Below are 20,534 nucleotides of genomic sequence, written 5' to 3' on the forward strand. Positions count from 1 at the left end.
AACCTTGATTATGCAATAGGATTTCGATTTGAGTCCAAAAGTGGTTAAATTTTGTTGGACAAGCTGTTTTTGAAGTATGAATAGTAGCACCAAAATGGTTAACCTTCCAATTGAATATTCCTCCAAGCCAGTTACCCCATTTGGAGGGATGAGTTTAATGAAACGATTTATTGATCAGGTAAGGATCCGGGAAAAGTTGGAAACGCTTAACCTTCCCCAACCGGGATCTAACCGGGGATATGATCCCAAGCAGATCGTGGAGAGCTTCTGGCTGGGCATCTGGACGGGGGCAAGCCGCTACATTCATTGTGATTGGCTACGATATGATCAGGTTCTCCACTCTATATTCGGCTGGGACACCATGCCTTCTCAGAGTACCTACAGTCGTTTTTTTGGCAAGTTTTCCCAGTCACTGAACACAGAGATTTTTCCTGAACTGCAGCATTGGTTTTTTGACCAGCTAAATATCGGAAGCCTCACCGTAGATTTTGACAGTACTGTCATCACTCGCTATGGGGATCAGCAGGGCAGTGCCAAAGGATACAATCCCAACAAACGGGGCCGGAATTCTCATCATCCGCTGATGGCTTTTGTGGAACAGACGCGTATGGTAGCCAATGCTTGGCTGCGTCCGGGAGATACCGCTGCCAGCAGCAGCTGCAAGGAGTTCATGGAGGAGACTTTCAATCAGGTACTCAAAGACCAGAAAATAGGTCTGGTGCGGGCAGACAGCGGATTTTACACCGAAGAACTGATGTCGTATCTGGAAGAGCAACAGCTGAACTACATCATGGCCGTGAGAATGTATCCCAACGTGAAAAGCGAAGTCTGGGCCATCAAAGACTGGATCAGATTGGCTAAAGGGATTGAACTAAGCGAAATGAAGTTTAGCCACGAAAACGGAAAACCCAGAAGGTATATCCTGGTCAAAAAGCAAATCGACATCAGGCCAAATGCCTCAGGCAAGATGCTCTTTGAGGATGAGCCAGGCTATCGCTACAGCTGCTATGTGACCAACATGGATCTTCCTCTGGATCAAATATGGAACATGTACAACAACAGAGCAGACTGTGAAAACAGAATCAAGGAACTCAAGTATGACTTTGGTCTGGAAAACTTCTGCCTACAGGACTTCTGGGCAACCGAAGCCTCCTTCAGATTCATCATGGTTGCCTACAACCTAATGAGTCTATTCCGTCATTTTGCTCTCAATCATCATAATCGGGCAACCTTGGGAACCCTCAGATCCTATTGCTTTGCATTAGGAGCATGGACAGCTTCTCACGCTAACAAAAAGGTCCTCAAGATCTCTTTGCCCACTAAACGAAGGCGGTGGATGGACGGAATTTTCTCCCAAATCTCAACTCTGAACAACCCCTTTAATTACTCTAATGCATAATTCGGGTTGAAATGTTTGACCCTCCCGATATCCCTGCGTTCATCGGGACAGGCTTTATCAGGGGTCGTGATTGGAAACACATCATAGGAAAATAAACGATCCTGTAAGGATCGAACCTTTCAATAACCCCCGGTGCAACCGGGGGTGGCAATGGATGGTCGTTATTGGTTTTGGCAACCCTGGAGGGGTTGAACTTGTGGAAAAGGGAATTTCAAGTTCCAAAGAATAGAAAAGCGTCGATGCTCCCGATAGTTATCATGGACTACGCTTAGCGCTCACGGAACCTAAAACTTGGAAAACAACAGGCTATTCAGAGGGAGTTTTAGAAGAAATATTTAAAACGTAATTTCCAAAATCAACCAAATCCTCTTTAGAACTTGAAAAGAGATACTTATTATGGTATGGAGTAAATAAAGTATTTAAATATTTTAAGTGTGCTTCATTAATTTCTAAAATTTCAATTGATTTTTCACCAACCATTCCTTTCTTGAAAAAATTATCTTTAGAATGATCAGAAAAAGTCAAACAAAATCTGTTGGAAATCGGAAAGAAAAATTTAAACCCTTTAGCAAACTTAGTGTTTTCAAAAATTCCCTTGTCTGAAATAGAAATACCTGGATTATCAGAAGTAAAAAATGAACTATTGCAATTTTTACAATCTAAGAGATACCATTTACAATCTAACATAGACTCTCTAAACTTCACAATGCTTGGAGATCTCGGATTACTTTTTTCAATTAATTGCTTTAGCTGCATATCTCTGATAAAAGTTTTGCTTTCTGACAACCTTTTACCAAATAATTCTATTGTTTCGCTGACAATCTCTTTAGGGATTTTTTTAAAACGATCTTCATTTAAGACCTTAATCAGCAAATCATTTTTAACATTATCTAGGTTTTTTTCTTTATTATATTCAGATACTTTCAAAAAGAATGGATTTCTGATCTTAATTTGCAAAATGAAATCAGAAAATTGGATACATTGATCAGAATTCAATTTTAAATTTTGAACCAAACTAGTAACATTTTTTCTGTAATTATTTTCAAGTTTTTTAAATGATAATGTTTCAATATGATATACATTATAATTACTTAAATCAAAAAAATTTACATTATTAATACTATAAAAATCAATTATGTAACAAACCTGGGAAGGATTTTTACATTTTACTGAAACTTTGTTTCTATCCAACAACAAAGGTAAATCTAAACAATATAGATCCTTGCCACCAGAATACTCCTTCAAATAACATTCAGGAACAAAGTGATGCTTTTTTGGGTCACTCACCCTTCACCCCCTTCCACAATCCTAATCTCCTCCTCGGTCAAGCCATACAACTCATACACCAAAGCGTCGATTTCGCGGTCGAGGCGGTCAATGTCGGCTTGGAGGGCGAGGGCCTTGGCTTTTTGTTCATTGAAGTAGGTCATCCACTCGGCTTCTTCGGATAAACTCAATTTCACCTTGGCTTTCTTTAACTCTCCCAAAAATCCCTTGAAATCTAAGGATGGCCAGTTTTGGAGTTTGGTGGATGGTTTTTCGATTGAGAATTTTGTTTGAGTAAGTTTTATCAAATTCTGTAAAATGGTAAATAGAATTGACTTTTTCTCGGTAATAGAAAATACAGACTCAGAAAATTTTTCTTGATATTTATTTGAAATTTTTGGCAAAGGAATCTCTCTTAAATCCTTTATTAACAACTTTGGGAATGCTCCTTTAATAGAATTTGGAGACGTGTTTAAATGGTAAAACGAACAAAGAGAACTATTTAAAATCGCCAATAAACTGGCAGAATTCATATCTACACTTGGCCTAATTCTGATACCATCAATAGAATTAGAAAACACAATGGGTTCATTAACCAAAGTAGCTTGGATTTTTCCTTCTGCAGTAACCTCTCTTACCAATATTCTAATTTCATTAGTTATAAACCAATCAGGTGATCTAGGAGCCGCTAACCAAGCACCATATTTTAAATAAGAACCATCCCAATCTAATCTATATCTAAAAATATTTTTTCCACCTACCAATTTTTGATAAGTATCATCTTTTCTTATTTCACTATGAAAAATCCGTTCAATTGAAAAACTTGGGTCTTGAGGTGGGGTTCCTTTCCCATTTTCATAAACCTTTACTCCCCAAATAACTTCAAAAAAATCATCAAGCTTGTGCTCGGTTGATCTCATTTTCTTTATCACATTACTCTTAAGAGGATTTGTATAAACTGAAAATCTGTAACCACTTTCGATGATATCATCTATAGCCATATCATAGGCATCTGATTCTGAATCATCCCATCTTTTCACTGAAAACTTATCCTTTCTTTTAGCATTGTTCAATAATAAAATTAGAGTCTCTACTGATGCGTCTTGAAATGCATTCTTTTCGCAAATAACAATTTCTTCAATAGCTATTTTTTCAGTAAGGAATTTTCTGAATTGTGAAGCATATACTGAATTGACCCAAATTGCTGGAATAATAAATCCTAAATTCCCATTATCCCTTAACAGGTTAACACCCTTTTCACCGAATAAGATATAGGTATCAAGTTGATATTCGGAAACTTCATAAGTATTTCTATAAAATGAATCTTCCAATGAATTAATAGTTGCCCCATAAGGCGGATTACCGACCACCACATCAAATCCTCCCTTGGTAAATACCTGTGGAAATTCCTGTTCCCAATTAAAAGCCAAGTCTCCTGCCACTTCGGGATCATCGATCAGGGAGTTGCCGACTTTGATATTGGAATTGAGGCTGCTGAGTTTGCGGCCTTTCTTGGCTGTACGTAGCCATAAGGAGAGGCGGGCGATCTCGACAGACTCTTCGTTGATATCTACTCCGAAGATGTTGTTTTCGAGGATATGGTTTTCCACATTGGGCAGGATGAGGGGCGAGTCGAATAGTTGGGCCTCGAGTTCGTCCACGTAGCGATGCTCGGCGATCAAGAATTCCAGAACTTGGTTAAGAAAGGCACCGGAACCGCAAGCCGGGTCACAGATGGTGAGTTGGAGAAGCCAAGACCTATAGGCATCGAGCTTTTCCTTTAACTTTTGAATGGTTTTCTTTTGTCTCCCTCTTTTACCCTCGGCAAAGTCCTCGTCAATGATTTCAAGTTCGGTTTTATTCTCCGTGCATAGTTTGCCCACGGTATTGTCCACGATGTACTTGGTGATGTATTTGGGCGTGTAGAAAACTCCGTCCCGCTTGCGCTTGGTCTTGGACTTTTCTACCGTTTCCCCGGCGAGTTGGGCACGGACATTTTCTATATCATTCAGGGAATGTTCGAAGATATGCCCGAGGATATTCGTGTCCACTTCCGTGTCGAAGTCGTACTCGGTGAGCTTGCGGACGTGCTTTTCAAGCACACTATCCGAGATTTTCAGTTCCTCCAGGACGGGATCGATGGCGAAGAGTCCCCCATTGTAAGCGTGGATTTCAGCTTTTCCGGGTTGGACTCTTCCGGTATTCAGGTAGCCGAAGTATTTTTTGAATCGCTCGTAGATGGGTCGGTACTCGTCCAGTTCCTTGAGCTTTTGCCATTGATTGACAATCTCCATGATGGAGTTGGGTGGAAGCAGCCCTTTGTCCTCAGCAAAGAAGATAAATAGAAAGCGATCGAGGAGTTTTTGGCTTTTCTTGTAGAGGAGTAGTTCATCTTGCTCTGGGTTTTGAGCCACGAGATCCTGCCAGAGTTCCTGCTTAAATGCGGAATAGTCCTTATAGAGCTGCTTGGTGATTTGCTCCTCGGCAAGAAGGGATTCCTCCTTGATCTTTTTGGGAAGTCCCTGCAGGAGATTGTCTTTTTGCAGCAGCAGCCAGAGCAGCTTAAACTGCTCATTGTCCATGCTCAGGATATTAAACTCCACATAATCCACGGCATTGTCTATGTAGAAGCGCAGCTTTTCAAAGTTGCTTGTAATTACATAGACGCAGTCAGGTTGGTTGTTTTTGTAATTAAAGGCCTGATCACGGATTTTGTCCAAATCCTTAGTGTCTGTCCCTTTGAGTTCGATCACGGCAAGGGCATTTCCATCTTTGAGAATGGCACCATCGGTCTTTTTGGAGTCCTTGATATTCTTGAGCTCGGTTGTCAGGTTGAAGTCCGGCTCAGGATTGATGGTATATCCGAGAATCTTAACAAACAATTCACGGAGGAATCCCTCCTGAAACTGCTCCTCTTTAGCAGCACGGATATTTTCACGGATTCTGGGATTGTTGAAATAGGTCAAGAAATCAGCCAAGGCTTCTTGAATGGGTTGGGATGCCTGTGCGGCAAGGTATTTTTTGAGAACCGAACTTTGGAATAGCGCCATTGAAAAAAGAAATCAAAAACTTCCCCTAAAGATATGGGAATTGGAGAAAAGAAAAAGTGAATCCATGGGATTGCCAATAATTGTCGGAGATTTTTTTTGTTAGGTTGCGGACTTGAAGAAAAAAAGTGCGCCAGATCCTATCCTTACGAAAATTTAATCTGATGGAAAAGCGTCTGGGCTATAGCTTTTATTTATCAGTTGAATGCTTATTCAAATGGGCCGAAGCGTCATTCCTTTTTAAAAAATTTTATCTGATTATCCGCAATGTTGCCAATTAACATTTTTTCTTTGCTTGACCGATTGGATACTTCGACTTCGCTCAGTACAGGCGACCGATGACCGATGACCCAGCCACGGCAGGCGAAGCTTCCGGATTCTGATCCTTTGGGCTAATATTAGGCCATATAAATCTTATTACTGGTAAGAAAGAGGATGTTCAAAAAATTTTAATAATGCATTCTTGGCTAAGCAATACTTAAAGAAGACGAATCATTAAGAATTGCCATAGACCTATTTATTCACTGCTTTCCCAGCCAAACCACTTTCTGTTCCGACTGATGAGTCTGATTTAAAATATCTCTATACAGATCTGGTCTTCGAGCCTGAAGATAGCGATGCCCGCCGGCCTGCGTAAGTTTTTCAGGGACAAGGGTCGCTATTTCGAAACTGTCTTCAAAACTTCTGCATTCCGACAAAACATCCCCAAAAGGATCCAAAATCATGGAGCAACCATTTTTCAACTGATCATCGTCCATCCCAATAGGATTGGAAAAAATCACATAAACCGCATTATCATAAGCCCTGGCTGGAAGCCATTTCATCAACCAAGCCCTCCCCTTCAGCCCATCAAATTCCATTCGCAATGAGGTTGGGTCGGCCTCACGATTTTCCCAAAGTTTAGGATTAACAAAACCTGCTCCCGGCCGAGTCGAAGGGGTACACATGGTTACATGGGGCATAAAAATGATATCTGCTCCCAGAAGTTTGGTGGCACGGACATTCTCTATGATATTATTGTCATAGCAGATCAAAATACCACATTTCCAACCCAACAAATCAAAGGTTACATAGCTATTTCCCGGACTTAAATCGGGATGAATAAACGGATGGAGCTTACGATATTTGGCGAGCAAGCTCTTTTGATTGACACAGACATAGGTATTATAAACCTGCCCATTTTTATCTTTTTCAAACAAGCCTGCAAGGATCACAATCCCATTTTTTTTTGAAATCTCTATCAAGCCCTGAATCGATTCTCCATCTGGAACAAATTCCGCTTCTTCCAGGAGTTGAGTTTTACTGAGCTTTCTCGCATAGGAATACCCGCTAATGCAACATTCATGAAATGTGATCACCTGAGCTCCATTTTGCGCAGCCTGAGAAGAAAGTTGATCGATTACACTTAGGTTATAGGCTTTGTCTCCGCTTCGATTTTCGAATTGGGCCGTAGCTATTTTAATAGGTTGCATGGGTTGATTTTTTTCTGAACCATCAAGCTAAAAAATAGAAATGAAGGTAAAAAAGGGAAAATGATGATTGGTCTTAATTGAGCCACTAATCCATAAAGGAAGGAAGGTGATTCACAAATTTTAAATCCTTTGAATTTTAATAAAAGCTTTTCGGGCATTCGTGTCTATTTTATTCTCCCACCCTTTTCAGTTCAATTTGAATGGGACCCCTAATCCATCAATGGTTAGATTTCTTTTGTTTTTTGGATTAATTTTAACCAAACCCAAATCCAATCTTAAATATGAAAAAAATCCTTTCTCTTTTCCTGATTTTAGGCTCAAGTTGTTGGGCTTGGGGCCAGGGAACTCAGCTTTTACGGGAACCTACTCTTTCCCAATCTGAAATCGTCTTTGTCTATGCCAATGACCTCTGGAAAGTAGGCAGGCAAGGGGGACAAGCTATGCGCCTCACCTCTAATGAGGGAGAAGAACGACTCCCCCACTTTTCCCCTGATGGAAAATACATTGCTTTCACAGGCGAATATGACGGGAACACAGATGTGTATTTGATACCTTCTTCTGGCGGTGAACCTCAAAGATTAACCTGGCATCCAGGAGATGATTTGGTAACGGGCTGGACACCCGATGGCAGCAAGGTCATATTTACTTCATCCCGCGAAGGTCACCCTACCCAGGAATCTAGATTTTATGAGGTTTCTGTTCAAGCTGGAATGCCTCAGCCCCTGGAAATTCCAAGAGCAGTTAATGGTGAAATTTCACCGGACGGGAAGCATATTGCTTATCAGCAAATTGCCTTTTGGGATCCGGAATGGAGAAATCACAGAGGAGGACAAGCCAAACCAATTTGGATTGTAGACAGAAATTCTTTGGAATTGACCATGACTCCTCAGTTGGATGGAGAGAGACATACAGACCCTGTCTGGCTTGGAAATAAGGTGTATTATATTTCAGAGAGGGATTACTTAGCAAATTTATGGTCTTTTGACCCAGCGACTGGGACGGAGCAACAAGAAACTTTCTTGAAAGACTTTGATATCAAAACCATAGATGCGGGACCGGATGCCATTGTTATTGAACAGGGAGGATATATTCATCTCTTCAATCCTCAGGATAAAAGTTTAAAACAAATTCCAATAGAGGTGAATGGGGACTTCCATTGGGCTAGAGAACGGTGGGTAGATGTCTCCGCCAATAGCCTTCAAAACCCATATCTCTCTCCCACCGGACAACGGGCAGCATTTGAGTTTAGAGGTGAAATCATCACCATCCCCAAAGAAAATGGTTCAGGAAGAAATATTACCAACTCTTCCTCTTCTGCAGAACGATCCCCAGCATGGTCCCCTAACGGACTTCAGATTGCCTATTTTTCGGATGCCTCCGGAGAGTACGAATTGGTGATTGCAGATCAAACAGGCAGTAAAATTTCCAAAAAAATCACAATCCCGGATCCCAGTTTCTTCTTCAAACCCGAGTGGGCTCCTGATGGCCGGCATTTGGCTTTTACGGATACGGACTATCAAATTTGGATAGTAAACATAGATTCAGGTAGTGCAAGGGTCGTGGAAACTGATCGTTTTGCACATCCCAACCGATCCATGAATCCAGTTTGGTCTCCTGACGGAAAATGGATTGCATACTCCAAACTGATGGAAAATCAATTTAAATCCATCTTTGTTTATAACGTAGACACGAATGAAAAAATCCAAATCAGCGATCAATTGGCTGATGCCATTACACCTGTATGGGATGAAAGCGGAAAATACCTTTATTTCCTTGCCTCCACAGATTATGGACTGAATTCTGGTTGGCTGGATATGAGTAGCTATGACAGACCTCTGACTAGAAGTCTTTACTTGGCCATTTTAGATGCAAGTGATAAATCCCCTCTATTGCCTGAAAGCGATGAAGAGAAAGCCAAGGAGGAGGAAAAGAAAGAGGATAAAGCTGCTGTGACAGTCAAAATTGATCCGGCCAATCTGGATCGTAGGATTGTTGCCGTGGATATTCCTGCTAGAAATTATACAGGATTGGCTCCAGCTCCCTCTGGATCGGTTTTTTACATGGAAAGTATCCCCAATGAAGGGACTGTCTTGAAAAAATATGATTTGAAAAAGAGAAAAGCTGAGGAGTTCTTAAGCCGGGTGAATGAAGTGGTCGTCTCAAAAGACCGAAAGTCTCTGCTCTACAGATCTGGTTCGACTTGGGGAATTCTAGAAACCAATGCTACTGGTAAAAAACCAGGAGACGGAGCTTTGAAGGCCATTTCCTCTATGAAAGTAAAAGTCGACCCTATGGCCGAATGGCAACAAATCTATCGGGAGGGCTGGAGATATCAGCGGGATTTCCTCTACGTGGACAATGTACATGGAGCGCCTTGGGATGAGATTTATGACTGGTACAAGCCCTGGGTTAATCATGTTAGGCATCGAACAGACATGAATTATATCATTGATATCATCGGCGGTGAAGTAGCAGTAGGGCACTCCTACACCAGAGGTGGAGACTTTCCTGAAATAGACAGAGTTCCTATAGGCTTATTGGGAGCTGATTACGAGCTGATCAATGGACATTACAAAATATCAAAGATATACAATGGCGAGAGCTGGAATCCTAGTCTCACAGCACCCTTGGCTCACCCTGGCAATGAAGCAAAAGTCGGAGATTACATAGTAGCTGTCAATGGAAAAGAGATTAAGCCAAATACGAATCTTTATTCCTATTTCGAAGGGACTGCCGGAAAATATACCACTATCCATCTCAACAGCAAACCCGGAATGGATGGAGCAAGAATGATCGCAACAGAACCTGTTGGCAATGAAGGCTCTCTTCGAATGATGGACTGGGTAGAAAGCAACAGAAGAAAGGTGGATGAATTATCCGGAGGAAAGCTGGCTTACGTGTATTTACCTAACACCGGTCAGCCAGGCTATACCTATTTTAATCGCTATTATTTTGCGCAGCAGGATAAAAAGGGCGCTGTTATCGATGAGCGGAACAATGGAGGAGGATCTGCCGCAGACTATATGGTGGATATCATGAGTCGGGAGCTCATGGGCTACTTTAATTCCCGAGTGAAAGGGAATACCCCATTTACTCAACCTATCTCTGGAATCTGGGGACCTAAAGTAATGCTCATAAACGGTCGCGCAGGGTCAGGAGGAGATCTCTTGCCTTACCTGTTTAATAAAATGGAAATTGGGCCACTGATTGGAACCAAGACCTGGGGAGGCCTGGTAGGAACTTGGGATACTCCTCCGTTTATTGATGGAGGTAGAATGGTGGCTCCTCGAGGGGGATTTTATGACGTAGATGGAGAATGGGCAGTGGAAGGCGTGGGAATTTCACCTGATATTCCTGTGGAGCAAACACCGAAAGAAGTTGCATCCGGAAAGGACCCACAATTAGAAAGAGCGGTGCAGGAAGCATTAAGCAGATTAGCTACAGAGGGTATAGAACTGAAGCCTGAGCCAGCTCCTCCGATCCGTTATTTTAGACCTAAAAAAGACAACTAAGTCATCAAAGCTCTTGGGAAACCAAGAGCTTTTTCATTTCAATTAGGAAAAAAGGCTCAAAATCGCCATTTTAAAGAATAAAAAAACGACTATGATTGACCAACTATTAAAAATGGCCGATGGCCCTTTACAAGAATTACTGTCCAACTCAGGAGTTAATGCCGGACCGGGTGCAGCAAGTGCAATTGAATCTACCCTTTCGAATATTCTTCAGAGTAAGGCTAAAGCTGGAGATTTGAATGCGGTTAAGGAAATGTTTTCAGGAAATGATACAGATCCAGAAAGTCCGGTTGTACAAAACCTTGCCGGGGATTTGTCCAGCGGTTTGATGAATAAATTAGGAATAGACAGCAAGCAAGCTATGAGCATTGCAATGACCGCTTTACCTTTTATCATGAACTTCTTTAATAAAAGAGTCAATGACGCTCCAATGGCGAATAATGATATCATGAATTCTGTAGCTAAGGCTCTTCAGGGAGGCCCTGGAGCCGGAGGAGCAGATATCTTAGGAACTTTGCTAGGAGGAGGAGGAAAAGGCGGAATGGATCTAGGGGGCCTGATGGGAATGGGTAAAGGGTTGTTTAAGTAGTTTTTAACTCCCCAGAATTCCGCGAGCATCGAAAGTGAAGTTGGAGAACCGAAAACGGGAGATAAAAGTGTCCGATGACCGATGACCGATGTTTGGTAGAATTTGACTTTTAAGCTGCTTTTATAACGTCTAAGTTGTTTTGTGGCATAAACTCAAATTAGACAATATTAATCACCAAAAAGTTTAAAAATGAAAATCAAATTAGTATTAACAGTTATCTGCTTTTCTTTATTTGCTTTCACAGCGCACTCACAAACACTGAAAGCCCCCAAAATGGACATGGCAGCCCAGGTTTTAAAGGTGTTGAATAACACCAAAGGATTAGGCTTAAATCAAGATCAGGAAAGCAAACTGATGGATAATAACAAGAGCTTTGTGGATCAACTGATGAGTATCAATAAAGGGGATGCTTCAGATGAGGATAAAAAAGCTGGCTTTTTGAACCTGAAGGAAAAAAGAAACAGTTTCCTAACCCAATTGCTAACTCAGGCTTTATTCCAAAAATACACCAACCAAGTAACCAAGGGCATTAATCCCTTAAAATCGAAATTGGGACTAGCAGCTCTTGCTTTCTGATATGATTTAACACAAATTCAAGCTCCAATTAATCTTGGAGCTTTTTTTATGCCTATGAAAAGACTATCCTATCTATTGCTTTTAATAACATGCATTGCTTGCGCCAAACCTAAGCAGGAAATTGAATTTTGGTTGACTGATCCCAATCAACCCATTTTGTTTGAAAAGCAGGATGTGTATTTCATTTCGGAGTCAGAGCAAAGCCTAGCAATAGATCCTGAAATCATTTATCAGGAGATGGATGGGTTTGGATTCACTTTATCTCAAGGTAGCGCTCAACACCTTTTGGGCATGAGTGACTCTGCTAGACTTGATTTGCTAAAAGAGCTTTTTGGGGACGATGAAAAATCTATCAGAATTTCCTATTTAAGACTATCTGTTGCAGCCTCTGATTTGAATGAATATCCTTTTTCCTACAATGACTTATCAGATTCTTTGGGTGTAGATCCTGAATTGGAGTTTTTTACCTTAGGTCCAGACACTTTGGATGTAATTCCAATCTTAAAAGAAATTATTTCCATCAACCCAAAAATACAATTGATGGCTTCTCCCTGGTCCCCTCCTTCCTGGATGAAAGATAACAGAGATACCAGAGGTGGATCATTACTGGAAGAATACGAAGCTAGCTATGCCCAATACTTGGTTAAATATATAAAGGCAATGAAAGCGCAAGGCATCACTATTCATGCCTTAACCATTCAAAATGAACCGCTACATCCTGGGAATAATCCATCCTTATTGATGTTGCCTGAACAGCAGGCTAGGTTTATTGGCCAACATTTGGGGCCTGCCTTTGAAGAGGCTGGAATCCAAACCAAAATCGTCATTTACGATCATAATGCCGATAGGCCAGACTATCCAATCACGGTTTTAGAGGATTCACTTGCGTATCCTTACATAGACGGTTCTGCCTTTCATCTATATGGAGGCAAAATCGAAGCTTTATCGGAAGTTCATCAGGCTTTTCCCGACAAAAACATCTACTTCACGGAGCAATGGATAGGTGCACCGGGAAATCTCCCAGGTGATCTGGCTTGGCACACCAAAAACCTGATTATAGGAGCGACAAGGAATTGGGCTAAAACTGTGTTGGAATGGAACCTTACCTCCAACCCGACTTTAACTCCACATACCGACAGAGGAGGTTGCGACAGGTGCTTGGGCGCAGTGACTATTGATGGTGAGGAAGTGACTAGAAATCCTGCATATTATATAATAGCGCATGCAAGCAAATTTGTTGATCCGGGTTCTGTAAGAATTGACAGCCCAGAGATCTCAAACCTACCAAACGTGGCTTTTTTAAGGCCGGATAGAAAACGTGTATTGATTGCCCTCAATGAAAGTTCTGAACTTCAAGCTTTTCAAATCAAGGAAGGAAGCAAAGTATTTGATGTTTCCTTACCAGCAGGCTCGGTGGGCACTTGGATTTGGGATTAGGTTTAAATGGTTTTCTGATTATCCGGAATCATATCAGTTGCTTTATTTTCCTTGATTAACTGGTTGGATATTTCGACTTCGCTCAGTACAGGCGACCGATGACCGAAAACCCAGCCACGGCGAAGCTTCCGGATCTTGATCCATTCAGCAGACAATAAGCCATATTTTTGTCAATACTGGTAAGAAAGCGGATATCCATAAAAGTTAATATTAATTTTTCGCTTTATTAAAATCCCCAATTTAATACACCAGCAATCTAACAAAGGAACCAATCCTATCTAGTTAGATTTTTATAGACGCATTTATAGGGGCCATTTTTTCACATTAAGATTTCTGTATTTATCAAATAAGAGGTTGAAGTTCCTAGCTATTTATGATTAGCTGAAAAAAATGACATTCAGTATTTTAAAAATAATTCAAGAATTTTATTTGGACATAAAGAATTTATAGCATATAATAATAGAAATAATAAGGATATGTAGAATATCATTTTGGTGTACATAAACTACATAAAATATTATTCTAAAACATATAACTCATTAAAGGTTATACGAAAAGCAAAAAATTGAATTACAAACAACATAAAAAATAGGATCATGAAAGCAAAATTGACATTGAGTATCCTGTTCTTGTTTCTAGGCCTTACTACCTTCAGTTATGCAACTGAAAAAAATGGTGAGGAAAACGAGAAAAATGCTGTATTGAGAGTGAACATTTCCGGCAAACTCAAACTTTGCAGTTTTGACGACAAGGGTTTTGCTTTCATAGACATTAAAGGTGGGAATCCACCATACAAGATCTCCTCAAGAAATAAAGTCTCAGATCATATTCTGAGTGACTTGAATCCTGGCACTTACACTGTTTTCATCGAGGACAAGGATGGAAACAAGGTAGAAGAAAGATTTGTGGTGCAACCACCTATGCCAATTTTCGCAGAAATATTAGAAATCAAAAATGCCAATATTGAATCCAACGAATTGGGTACTGCCAAATTAGGCATTAAAAATTTCGATAATTCAACATTGAAAATTGAGTGGAGTCATGGATTAAAGGATAAAGAGCTTGCCGAAAATCTAAAAGCTGGTTCTTATTTCGTGAAAGTTTCTGATGAATCAAGTTGCGAAACAACCATATACTTTGAAGTAAAGGAATCATCAAATTCTGATTATTCTTTTTCAATCCCTACTAAAAAGACATATATAAGTGAAATAGTCTCTAAAGACAGTCCTGTAAAATGGATGGGGAAAAAATTTTCCAAAGAAGAATTAAAAGCAATTGCGGATGAAATTACTTCTAATATGAATGACAAATAATTTGACTTTTATTCTAAGGTTTTAATGAGTTGATATTTTTTTTAAATCTTAAAGGCATGGATTAGGGGTCCATGCCTTTTCTTATATCCAAACATTAAACTACCGGTAACTTCCAGCCATTATGATAATTGGCTTTGATCAATTGATTTGCTTCTATATCGGTAAATAGATTTTTGGTAGCATCCCAATAAACCTTTTTACCAGTTTTGTAAGCAATATTTCCCATCTGCGCATTGATAGCAGCTACCGAACCTGTTTGTATAGCGCATTTCAAATTGCTGGGGTCATTGGCCATGACGGACTCCACAAAGTTGACCGCATGTAGATCCAATGCACTTGGGCCTGAGGGTCTGGTATGAGGAACTTCCTCCACTTTAGGTACTCTTTGTCCGTCGACATTCTCTGTTTCAGGGATTACTTTCCAACCTCCTCTATTCACCACCAAAGTCGCATTATTTCCTATAAAGGCGATTCCTTCTGTAGTTCCATAATTTCCTCCATCAATTCCTGTAGCATGCTCCCAAAGCATATTAAATCCATCATATTCATACACTGTCTGTAAGGTATCGGGGGTTTCCGAAGCATCATCAGGATAGGCAAATTTTCCACCTGAAGCCATCACAGATTTTGGAGCGCTGACTCCCATGGCGTAAAGGGCAATATCTATTTCATGTACACCCCAATCTGTCATCAATCCTCCTGCGTAATCCCAGAACCAACGAAAATTAAAATGAAATCGATTTGGGTTAAAAGGCCGCTTTGGAGCAGGACCTAACCACATATCATAATCAACTCCGGTAGGCGCAGGGCCATTGGGAAGTACGGGCACAGGTTTCATCCATCCTTGATAAGCCCAGCATTTTACCAATCGGATTTGGCCAAGTTTACCTGATTTGACATACTGAATAGCCTGGTCGTATTGAGAGCCGGAACGCTGCCATTGCCCTACTTGCACCACCTTCCCATACCTTTCCTGGGCTTTCACCATCAACCGACACTCCTCAATGGTATTCGCAATGGGCTTTTCTACATAAACATGCTTTCCGGCAGAAACGGCATCAACCATATTCAGGCAATGCCAATGATCTGGAGTACCAATAATCACCACATCTATATCTGGATCTTCCAGCATTTTCCGGTAATCCTTGTATTGCTTAGGTCTTGTACCACGTAGTTTGAAAACATCTTCCTTTCTCTGATCCAATACTGCTTGGTCTACATCTGCCAAAGCCACACAGTTGACATTTGGGATTTTGAGATGGGCATTCATATTGGACCACCCCATCCCTTTGCATCCAATCACCCCATAATTGAGCTGGTCTGAGGGTTTAATTTTTCGGGTAAAAGTTCCAAAATCCTCCGCAGTTAAAATACTGGGCATACTTAAACCAGCTCCCAGGAGCATGGTGTTTTGCAAAAATTTTCTTCTTGATGACATGATGTTTTAGGTTATTAAGGCTTAGAGTTAATAGTTATTGGGTGATTGCCTGGGAAATTTGAAGAGTATAAGATTTCATAATTAGCTGTCTCCAGATTTTTATTAAATATCTGATTATCTGCAATCATGCCAGTTGCCTTATTTTCTTTGCTTGACCGATTGGAAGACCGATGACCGAAGACCGAAGCTTCCGGATTCTGATCCTTTTAGCAGACAATTAGCCGTATTTTGTTGTTACTGGTAAGAAAGCGGATATCCATATTAAATAAACATGAACCATTAATCGGAGACTCCATTTTTGAAATTTCAAATTTTAGATTTCTCACTTCTACCTTCACAAAGGTCTTACCCAGATATTTCTAAATCTCACTGGATTCCCATGATCCTGCAACTTTATTGGTAATTTCTCCGCATGTGCCTTATAATTGGGTATTCCTATGTACTCAGTTGGACCTCTTAAAATCACATTGTTTTGCACGACCACACCATTGATCAAAACCGTCACGGTCGCAGGTGAAGTCAACATTCCATTTTGATCAAATCTTGGCGCTTTGAATATGATATCATAGTAATTCCATTCACCGGGAGCTCTTAATGGATTCACCAAGGGAGGATACTGCTTGTAAATACTTCCAGCTTGTCCATTAGTATAGGTTTTACTTTCATAGCTATCCAAAATCTGTACTTCATACATACCCATCAGGAAGAATCCAGAATTACCTCTACCCTGCCCTTCTCCTACAATCTCTGTAGGAGCTGACCATTCTACATGGTATTGAGCATCTCCAAATGGAAGCTTGGATTGAATATCACCTTTTCCTTTCACCACAACCAATTCGCCATTCTCTATTTTCCAATCAGCTGGACTTGAACCGTCTTTCGTTGAGACAAAATTATTGAGGCTTGTTCCGTCGAATAGAACTATGGCATCAGATGGCGGAAGATTATTCTGGCTTCCGGGAATAATTTTAGGTGGAACAGGGGTATAAAACTCAGTAGCCTGTGGCGGTAATTGGGGAGGAGTTGGATTTTGAGCAAAAGTGGTGACACTAAATCCACACAAAAACATGCAGACAAAAAGAAGTTTCAAAGAAGTCTTCATACAATAGATTATTTAGGGTAAAATTTTTATTCCATTAAATTAAGCCCAAATGAACGCAATCAAAAAACCATTGATGGATTTTTCATTGTCAGGCCAAATTCCTTTCCTAATTTTCAGAAAATTACCAAATATGAAAAGACTACTAACCGCACTAATTTTAAGTTTATTCACCTTTTTGCAAGCCAATGCACAAGTAGATTACTTCTTTCCAGGCGAAAGTTTTGATCCTGCTATCCCTTCCCCGGAAGAATTTCTCGGCTATCCTATCGGTGATTGGCACACCCGATACGATTTGATTGTCAAATACTATGAAAAGTTGGATGCAGTAAGTGATTTGGCTCAACTCCAAACCATAGGCTATACCCACGAACATAGACCGAAAATCATTTTAACCATCGCTTCGGCTAGCAATATGGCCAATTTGGAAGCGATTCGTCAAAAGCAACTGCAATTGGCTGATCCATCCAAACCGAAACCTGACGTGAGTTCGATGCCATCCATCATTCACCAAGGATATGGCGTACACGGTAATGAGCCTTCGTCTGCAGAGGCCGCGATGCTTACTGCTTATTGGCTTTTAGCTTCTCAATCAGACTTGGCAAAAAATCTGAGAGCAAATGCGGTGGTTCATTTCGATCCAACTGTGAACCCAGATGGTAGAGACAGGCATAGCTTATGGGCTAATTCCAATAAAGGCTTCCCTCCTGTTGCAGATCCTTTGGATAGAGAGCATAATGAAGCTTGGCCGGGAGGAAGAACCAATCATTACTGGTTTGACCTAAATAGAGACTGGTTGCCTTTAGCTCATCCTGAATCCCAAGTGAAAATCGCTTGGTACCATCAGTGGTATCCTAATGTCACCACAGATTTTCATGAAATGGGCACCAATAGCACCTACTTTTTTGAGCCTACCAAACCTTATGGATCAGAAAATCCGGTAGTTCCAAGAAAAAACTACGATGATATCAATCCGAGATTTGCCAAATACTTTGCCAAATACATGGATGAAATCGGAAGTCTTTATTGGACTAAAGAGGTTTTTGACAATAGTTACCCAGGTTATGGATCCACCTACCCTGATATTCACGGAGGATTAGGTTTGGTCTTTGAAACTGCCAGTAGCAGGGGACATTTGCAAGCTAGCCAGCGAGGTGATATCAGTTTTGCTTTTACGATTAGAAACCATGTGGTGAACTCGCTAGCTACCATGGAAGCGGCTTTGGACAACAGGGAATACATGCATAATTACCTGCGTGAATTTTTCGAGTCAGCAGTATCTGAAGGGTCCAAAGATCCGGCAAAAAACTATGTATTCGGAGACCCTTATGATGTAAGCAGAAATCAGTTGTTCATTCAATTCCTCAGAGATCACCAAATCAAGGTCTATGAAAACAGCAGTGATTTAACGGTTGGAGGACAAAGCTTCAAAAAAGGCAAATCCTGGGTGGTTCCTACCGCTCAACCTCAGTATAGAATGGTGAGAACCATGTTTGAATATGTAAAGGAATTTGCGGATTCAGTCTTTTATGATGCTTCTGCTTGGACTATGGCAGCTTCATATGGTGTTCCTTTTGCCTCCGCCCCTGGTGCAAAGGTTGGAACAGAAGTGCTGAAATCTTCTATGCCTTCTTATGAGTTTCCTGAAGGAAATGCCTACGCTTACCTCATAGACTGGTCTGATTATTTTGCTCCAAAAATGCTCCACGACTTACAGCAGGCAGGAATCCATGTCGAGGTTATTAATCGGGATTTTAGCTCCCAGACACAGGACGGGAAAGTAGATTTTGTCAGAGGTACTTTGATGATCCCTATGGGTTTCCAGAAACTTAAAAAGGAAGATATTCAAAAGCACCTGAAAGAACTTGCGGCAAAGAACTCTCAGAAGGTCTACAAAGTAACCACCGGGCTGAATGTGTCAGGTATTGATTTAGGTTCCAATCTGGTAGGTGCAGTTCAAGAGCCAAAAGTGATCATGATTGTTGGCCCTGGCATTTCATCCTACGAGGCAGGAGAGATTTGGCATTTGATGGACACTAAAGTAGGGATGCCTATTACCAAGATAAATTCGGATATGTTTAATCGAGTTAATCTTTTCGACTACAATACGCTGATCATGCCATCTGGATCCTATAGCTCCTTGTCTGAATCCTCAGTAAGTCATATCAAAGACTGGGTAAATAGAGGTGGAACTATCATTTCCATGAAAAGCGCGAGTCTTTGGTTAAACCAAAAAGAAATTACCAAAGAGTCTCTGGTAGATTTAGAGAAAAAAGCCGAACCAAAGGAGCTTCCTTTTGAGACAAGGAGAGATTTTGAAGGCGCTAAGGCAGTAGGAGGAAGTATTTATATGGCAAGACTGGACCTTACTCATCCTATTGCCTACGGATATAGAAATGAAACCATTCCGGTTTATAGAAACACCAACCTCTTTATCCAACCTAGTAAGGATAAATATCTGACTCCAATCAAGTATACAGCAAATCCTTATTTGGGAGGATATATTTCCAAGGATAATTTAGAAAAGCTTAAGCAAAGCGCGAGTGTACTGATCTCGCCTACTGGCGGAGGTAGAGTAATTCATTTCTTTGACAGCCCAAATTTCAGAGGAGCTTGGTATGGCACCAATAAATTATTTCTGAATGCCATTTTCTTCGGAAACCAAATGGATTAAACAAAAGCCGGAAGACCGATAACCGAAGTTGCTTTTTCGCAAACTTTGAACTCCATATAAGCCGTTAAATTCCCTTATTGGTGGAAAATAATCCCTTCTTAAAAGTCGCAGAATATATCATCTGCGACTTTTTTTAATTTATTATTTCCCTCAAGTCGCCACTTCCCGAAATAATTAATTTCCAAGACTCAACATCAAACTCCAAAATAGCCAAGTTGCCGGGTGATAGATTAATATATTCTGAGTCTGACAAGGAGGATAGCAAAAGGCTTATCACTGGATTATGGCCTACAATCAAACAGCTTGATACCTCATCGGGAGTGGAATCTATCATTTGGATCATGGTAGAGAGATCACCGCTATAAATATTAAGTTGAAGCTCTGAATTTTTGATTAATACGTATTTCCCTAACCATTCGGCGGTCTCTCTTGTACGTTGTGCCGGACTACAATACATCAAATCGATCTCATCGATGCTTTCTTGGAGTATGGCTCCAACTTTTTTTATGGTAGTTATTCCTCTGGGTGTAAGTGGCCTTTGGAAATCACTTCCTTCTACAAAACCTGCCTCTCCATGTCGGAGAAGAAATAACTTCTTCATAGTTGATTTTTGCTTACTCTATAATTTAGCGAATAATTGACAACCTATTCATACAAAGTAACGCTTTATAAAGGAGTAATATTTGCACGTGAAAACAATGCCGTCTATTTT

Annotated in this window: 13 protein-coding genes; 7 read left to right on the forward strand and 6 right to left on the reverse strand. The window is 40.6% G+C overall.

All coding sequences use genetic code 11. The annotated features are described in order from the left end of the window. Positions 1-76 precede the first annotated feature (76 nt). The gene (locus FL972_RS06885) at positions 77-1,399 is read left to right on the forward strand and encodes an IS1380 family transposase (protein ID WP_144603723.1); all 1,323 of its coding nucleotides are present in this window, start codon (positions 77-79) and stop codon (positions 1,397-1,399) included. Between the two features lie 306 nt (positions 1,400-1,705). Here the strand turns inward: FL972_RS06885 and FL972_RS06890 are convergent, their stop codons facing one another. The 3 genes from FL972_RS06890 to FL972_RS06900 form a co-directional block, all read right to left on the reverse strand. Beyond that, a complete protein-coding gene (locus tag FL972_RS06890; RefSeq protein WP_144604315.1) occupies positions 1,706-2,686 on the reverse strand; it encodes a DUF4238 domain-containing protein in 981 nt (326 codons plus the stop codon). Beyond that, positions 2,683-5,715 carry an Eco57I restriction-modification methylase domain-containing protein gene (locus FL972_RS06895; protein WP_144604316.1) on the reverse strand — a complete coding sequence of 1,011 codons (3,033 nt, stop codon included), beginning with the start codon at positions 5,713-5,715 and terminating at the stop codon, positions 2,683-2,685. The genes FL972_RS06890 and FL972_RS06895 overlap by 4 nt, the downstream gene beginning before the upstream one ends. A gap of 518 nt (positions 5,716-6,233) precedes the next feature. Next, complete coding sequence (locus FL972_RS06900; protein ID WP_144604317.1) at positions 6,234-7,184, reverse strand: nitrilase family protein; 951 nt, start codon at positions 7,182-7,184, stop codon at positions 6,234-6,236. A gap of 281 nt (positions 7,185-7,465) precedes the next feature. Here FL972_RS06900 and FL972_RS06905 point away from each other — a divergent pair, with 281 nt between their 5' ends. The 5 genes from FL972_RS06905 to FL972_RS06925 all read left to right on the forward strand — a co-directional run bounded on the left by FL972_RS06905 (position 7,466) and on the right by FL972_RS06925 (position 14,611). Next, a complete protein-coding gene (locus FL972_RS06905; RefSeq protein WP_144604318.1) occupies positions 7,466-10,696 on the forward strand; it encodes a S41 family peptidase in 3,231 nt (1,076 codons plus the stop codon). 91 nt (positions 10,697-10,787) lie between these two features. Beyond that, complete coding sequence (locus tag FL972_RS06910) at positions 10,788-11,285, forward strand: hypothetical protein (protein ID WP_144604319.1); 498 nt, start codon at positions 10,788-10,790, stop codon at positions 11,283-11,285. Positions 11,286-11,474: 189 nt separating this feature from the next. After that, positions 11,475-11,861, forward strand: coding sequence for a hypothetical protein (locus tag FL972_RS06915; RefSeq protein WP_144604320.1), 387 nt, complete (start codon positions 11,475-11,477; stop codon positions 11,859-11,861). A gap of 48 nt (positions 11,862-11,909) precedes the next feature. Further along, a complete protein-coding gene (locus tag FL972_RS06920) occupies positions 11,910-13,298 on the forward strand; it encodes a glycoside hydrolase family 30 protein (protein WP_144604321.1) in 1,389 nt (462 codons plus the stop codon). 596 nt (positions 13,299-13,894) lie between these two features. Next, positions 13,895-14,611, forward strand: coding sequence for a hypothetical protein (locus FL972_RS06925; protein ID WP_144604322.1), 717 nt, complete (start codon positions 13,895-13,897; stop codon positions 14,609-14,611). 94 nt (positions 14,612-14,705) lie between these two features. Here FL972_RS06925 and FL972_RS06930 read toward each other — a convergent pair whose 3' ends face one another. Both FL972_RS06930 and FL972_RS06935 read right to left on the reverse strand, forming a co-directional pair. Then, complete coding sequence (locus FL972_RS06930; protein ID WP_144604323.1) at positions 14,706-16,049, reverse strand: Gfo/Idh/MocA family protein; 1,344 nt, start codon at positions 16,047-16,049, stop codon at positions 14,706-14,708. A gap of 334 nt (positions 16,050-16,383) precedes the next feature. Further along, positions 16,384-17,118 (reverse strand): 3-keto-disaccharide hydrolase, encoded by a 735-nt coding sequence (locus tag FL972_RS06935; protein ID WP_144604355.1) that lies wholly within the window; start codon positions 17,116-17,118, stop codon positions 16,384-16,386. A 163-nt stretch (positions 17,119-17,281) separates the two neighbouring features. Between FL972_RS06935 and FL972_RS06940 the strand changes: the two genes are divergently transcribed. Next, positions 17,282-19,822: a M14 metallopeptidase family protein gene (locus tag FL972_RS06940; RefSeq protein ID WP_144604324.1), complete on the forward strand. Its 2,541-nt coding sequence runs from the start codon at positions 17,282-17,284 to the stop codon at positions 19,820-19,822. A gap of 133 nt (positions 19,823-19,955) precedes the next feature. Here FL972_RS06940 and FL972_RS06945 read toward each other — a convergent pair whose 3' ends face one another. Beyond that, positions 19,956-20,423, reverse strand: coding sequence for a SixA phosphatase family protein (locus FL972_RS06945; RefSeq protein WP_144604325.1), 468 nt, complete (start codon positions 20,421-20,423; stop codon positions 19,956-19,958). Positions 20,424-20,534 lie beyond the last annotated feature (111 nt).

Origin of the sequence: Algoriphagus algorifonticola, assembly GCF_007655305.1 — a bacterium.
GTDB lineage: Bacteria > Bacteroidota > Bacteroidia > Cytophagales > Cyclobacteriaceae > Algoriphagus > Algoriphagus algorifonticola.

Bases quoted from the DNA above. Each gene is read 5' to 3' on its own strand.
- FL972_RS06895 (WP_144604316.1), bottom strand. From the start codon at position 5,715: ATGGCGCTATTCCAAAGTTCGGTTCTCAAAAAATACCTTGCCGCACAG.
- FL972_RS06925 (WP_144604322.1), top strand. From the start codon at position 13,895: ATGAAAGCAAAATTGACATTGAGTATCCTGTTCTTGTTTCTAGGCCTT.
- FL972_RS06885 (WP_144603723.1), top strand. From the start codon at position 77: ATGAATAGTAGCACCAAAATGGTTAACCTTCCAATTGAATATTCCTCC.
- FL972_RS06900 (WP_144604317.1), bottom strand. From the start codon at position 7,184: ATGCAACCTATTAAAATAGCTACGGCCCAATTCGAAAATCGAAGCGGA.
- FL972_RS06905 (WP_144604318.1), top strand. From the start codon at position 7,466: ATGAAAAAAATCCTTTCTCTTTTCCTGATTTTAGGCTCAAGTTGTTGG.
- FL972_RS06915 (WP_144604320.1), top strand. From the start codon at position 11,475: ATGAAAATCAAATTAGTATTAACAGTTATCTGCTTTTCTTTATTTGCT.
- FL972_RS06945 (WP_144604325.1), bottom strand. From the start codon at position 20,423: ATGAAGAAGTTATTTCTTCTCCGACATGGAGAGGCAGGTTTTGTAGAA.
- FL972_RS06910 (WP_144604319.1), top strand. From the start codon at position 10,788: ATGATTGACCAACTATTAAAAATGGCCGATGGCCCTTTACAAGAATTA.
- FL972_RS06920 (WP_144604321.1), top strand. From the start codon at position 11,910: ATGCCTATGAAAAGACTATCCTATCTATTGCTTTTAATAACATGCATT.
- FL972_RS06940 (WP_144604324.1), top strand. From the start codon at position 17,282: ATGAAAAGACTACTAACCGCACTAATTTTAAGTTTATTCACCTTTTTG.
- FL972_RS06935 (WP_144604355.1), bottom strand. From the start codon at position 17,118: ATGTTTTTGTGTGGATTTAGTGTCACCACTTTTGCTCAAAATCCAACT.
- FL972_RS06930 (WP_144604323.1), bottom strand. From the start codon at position 16,049: ATGTCATCAAGAAGAAAATTTTTGCAAAACACCATGCTCCTGGGAGCT.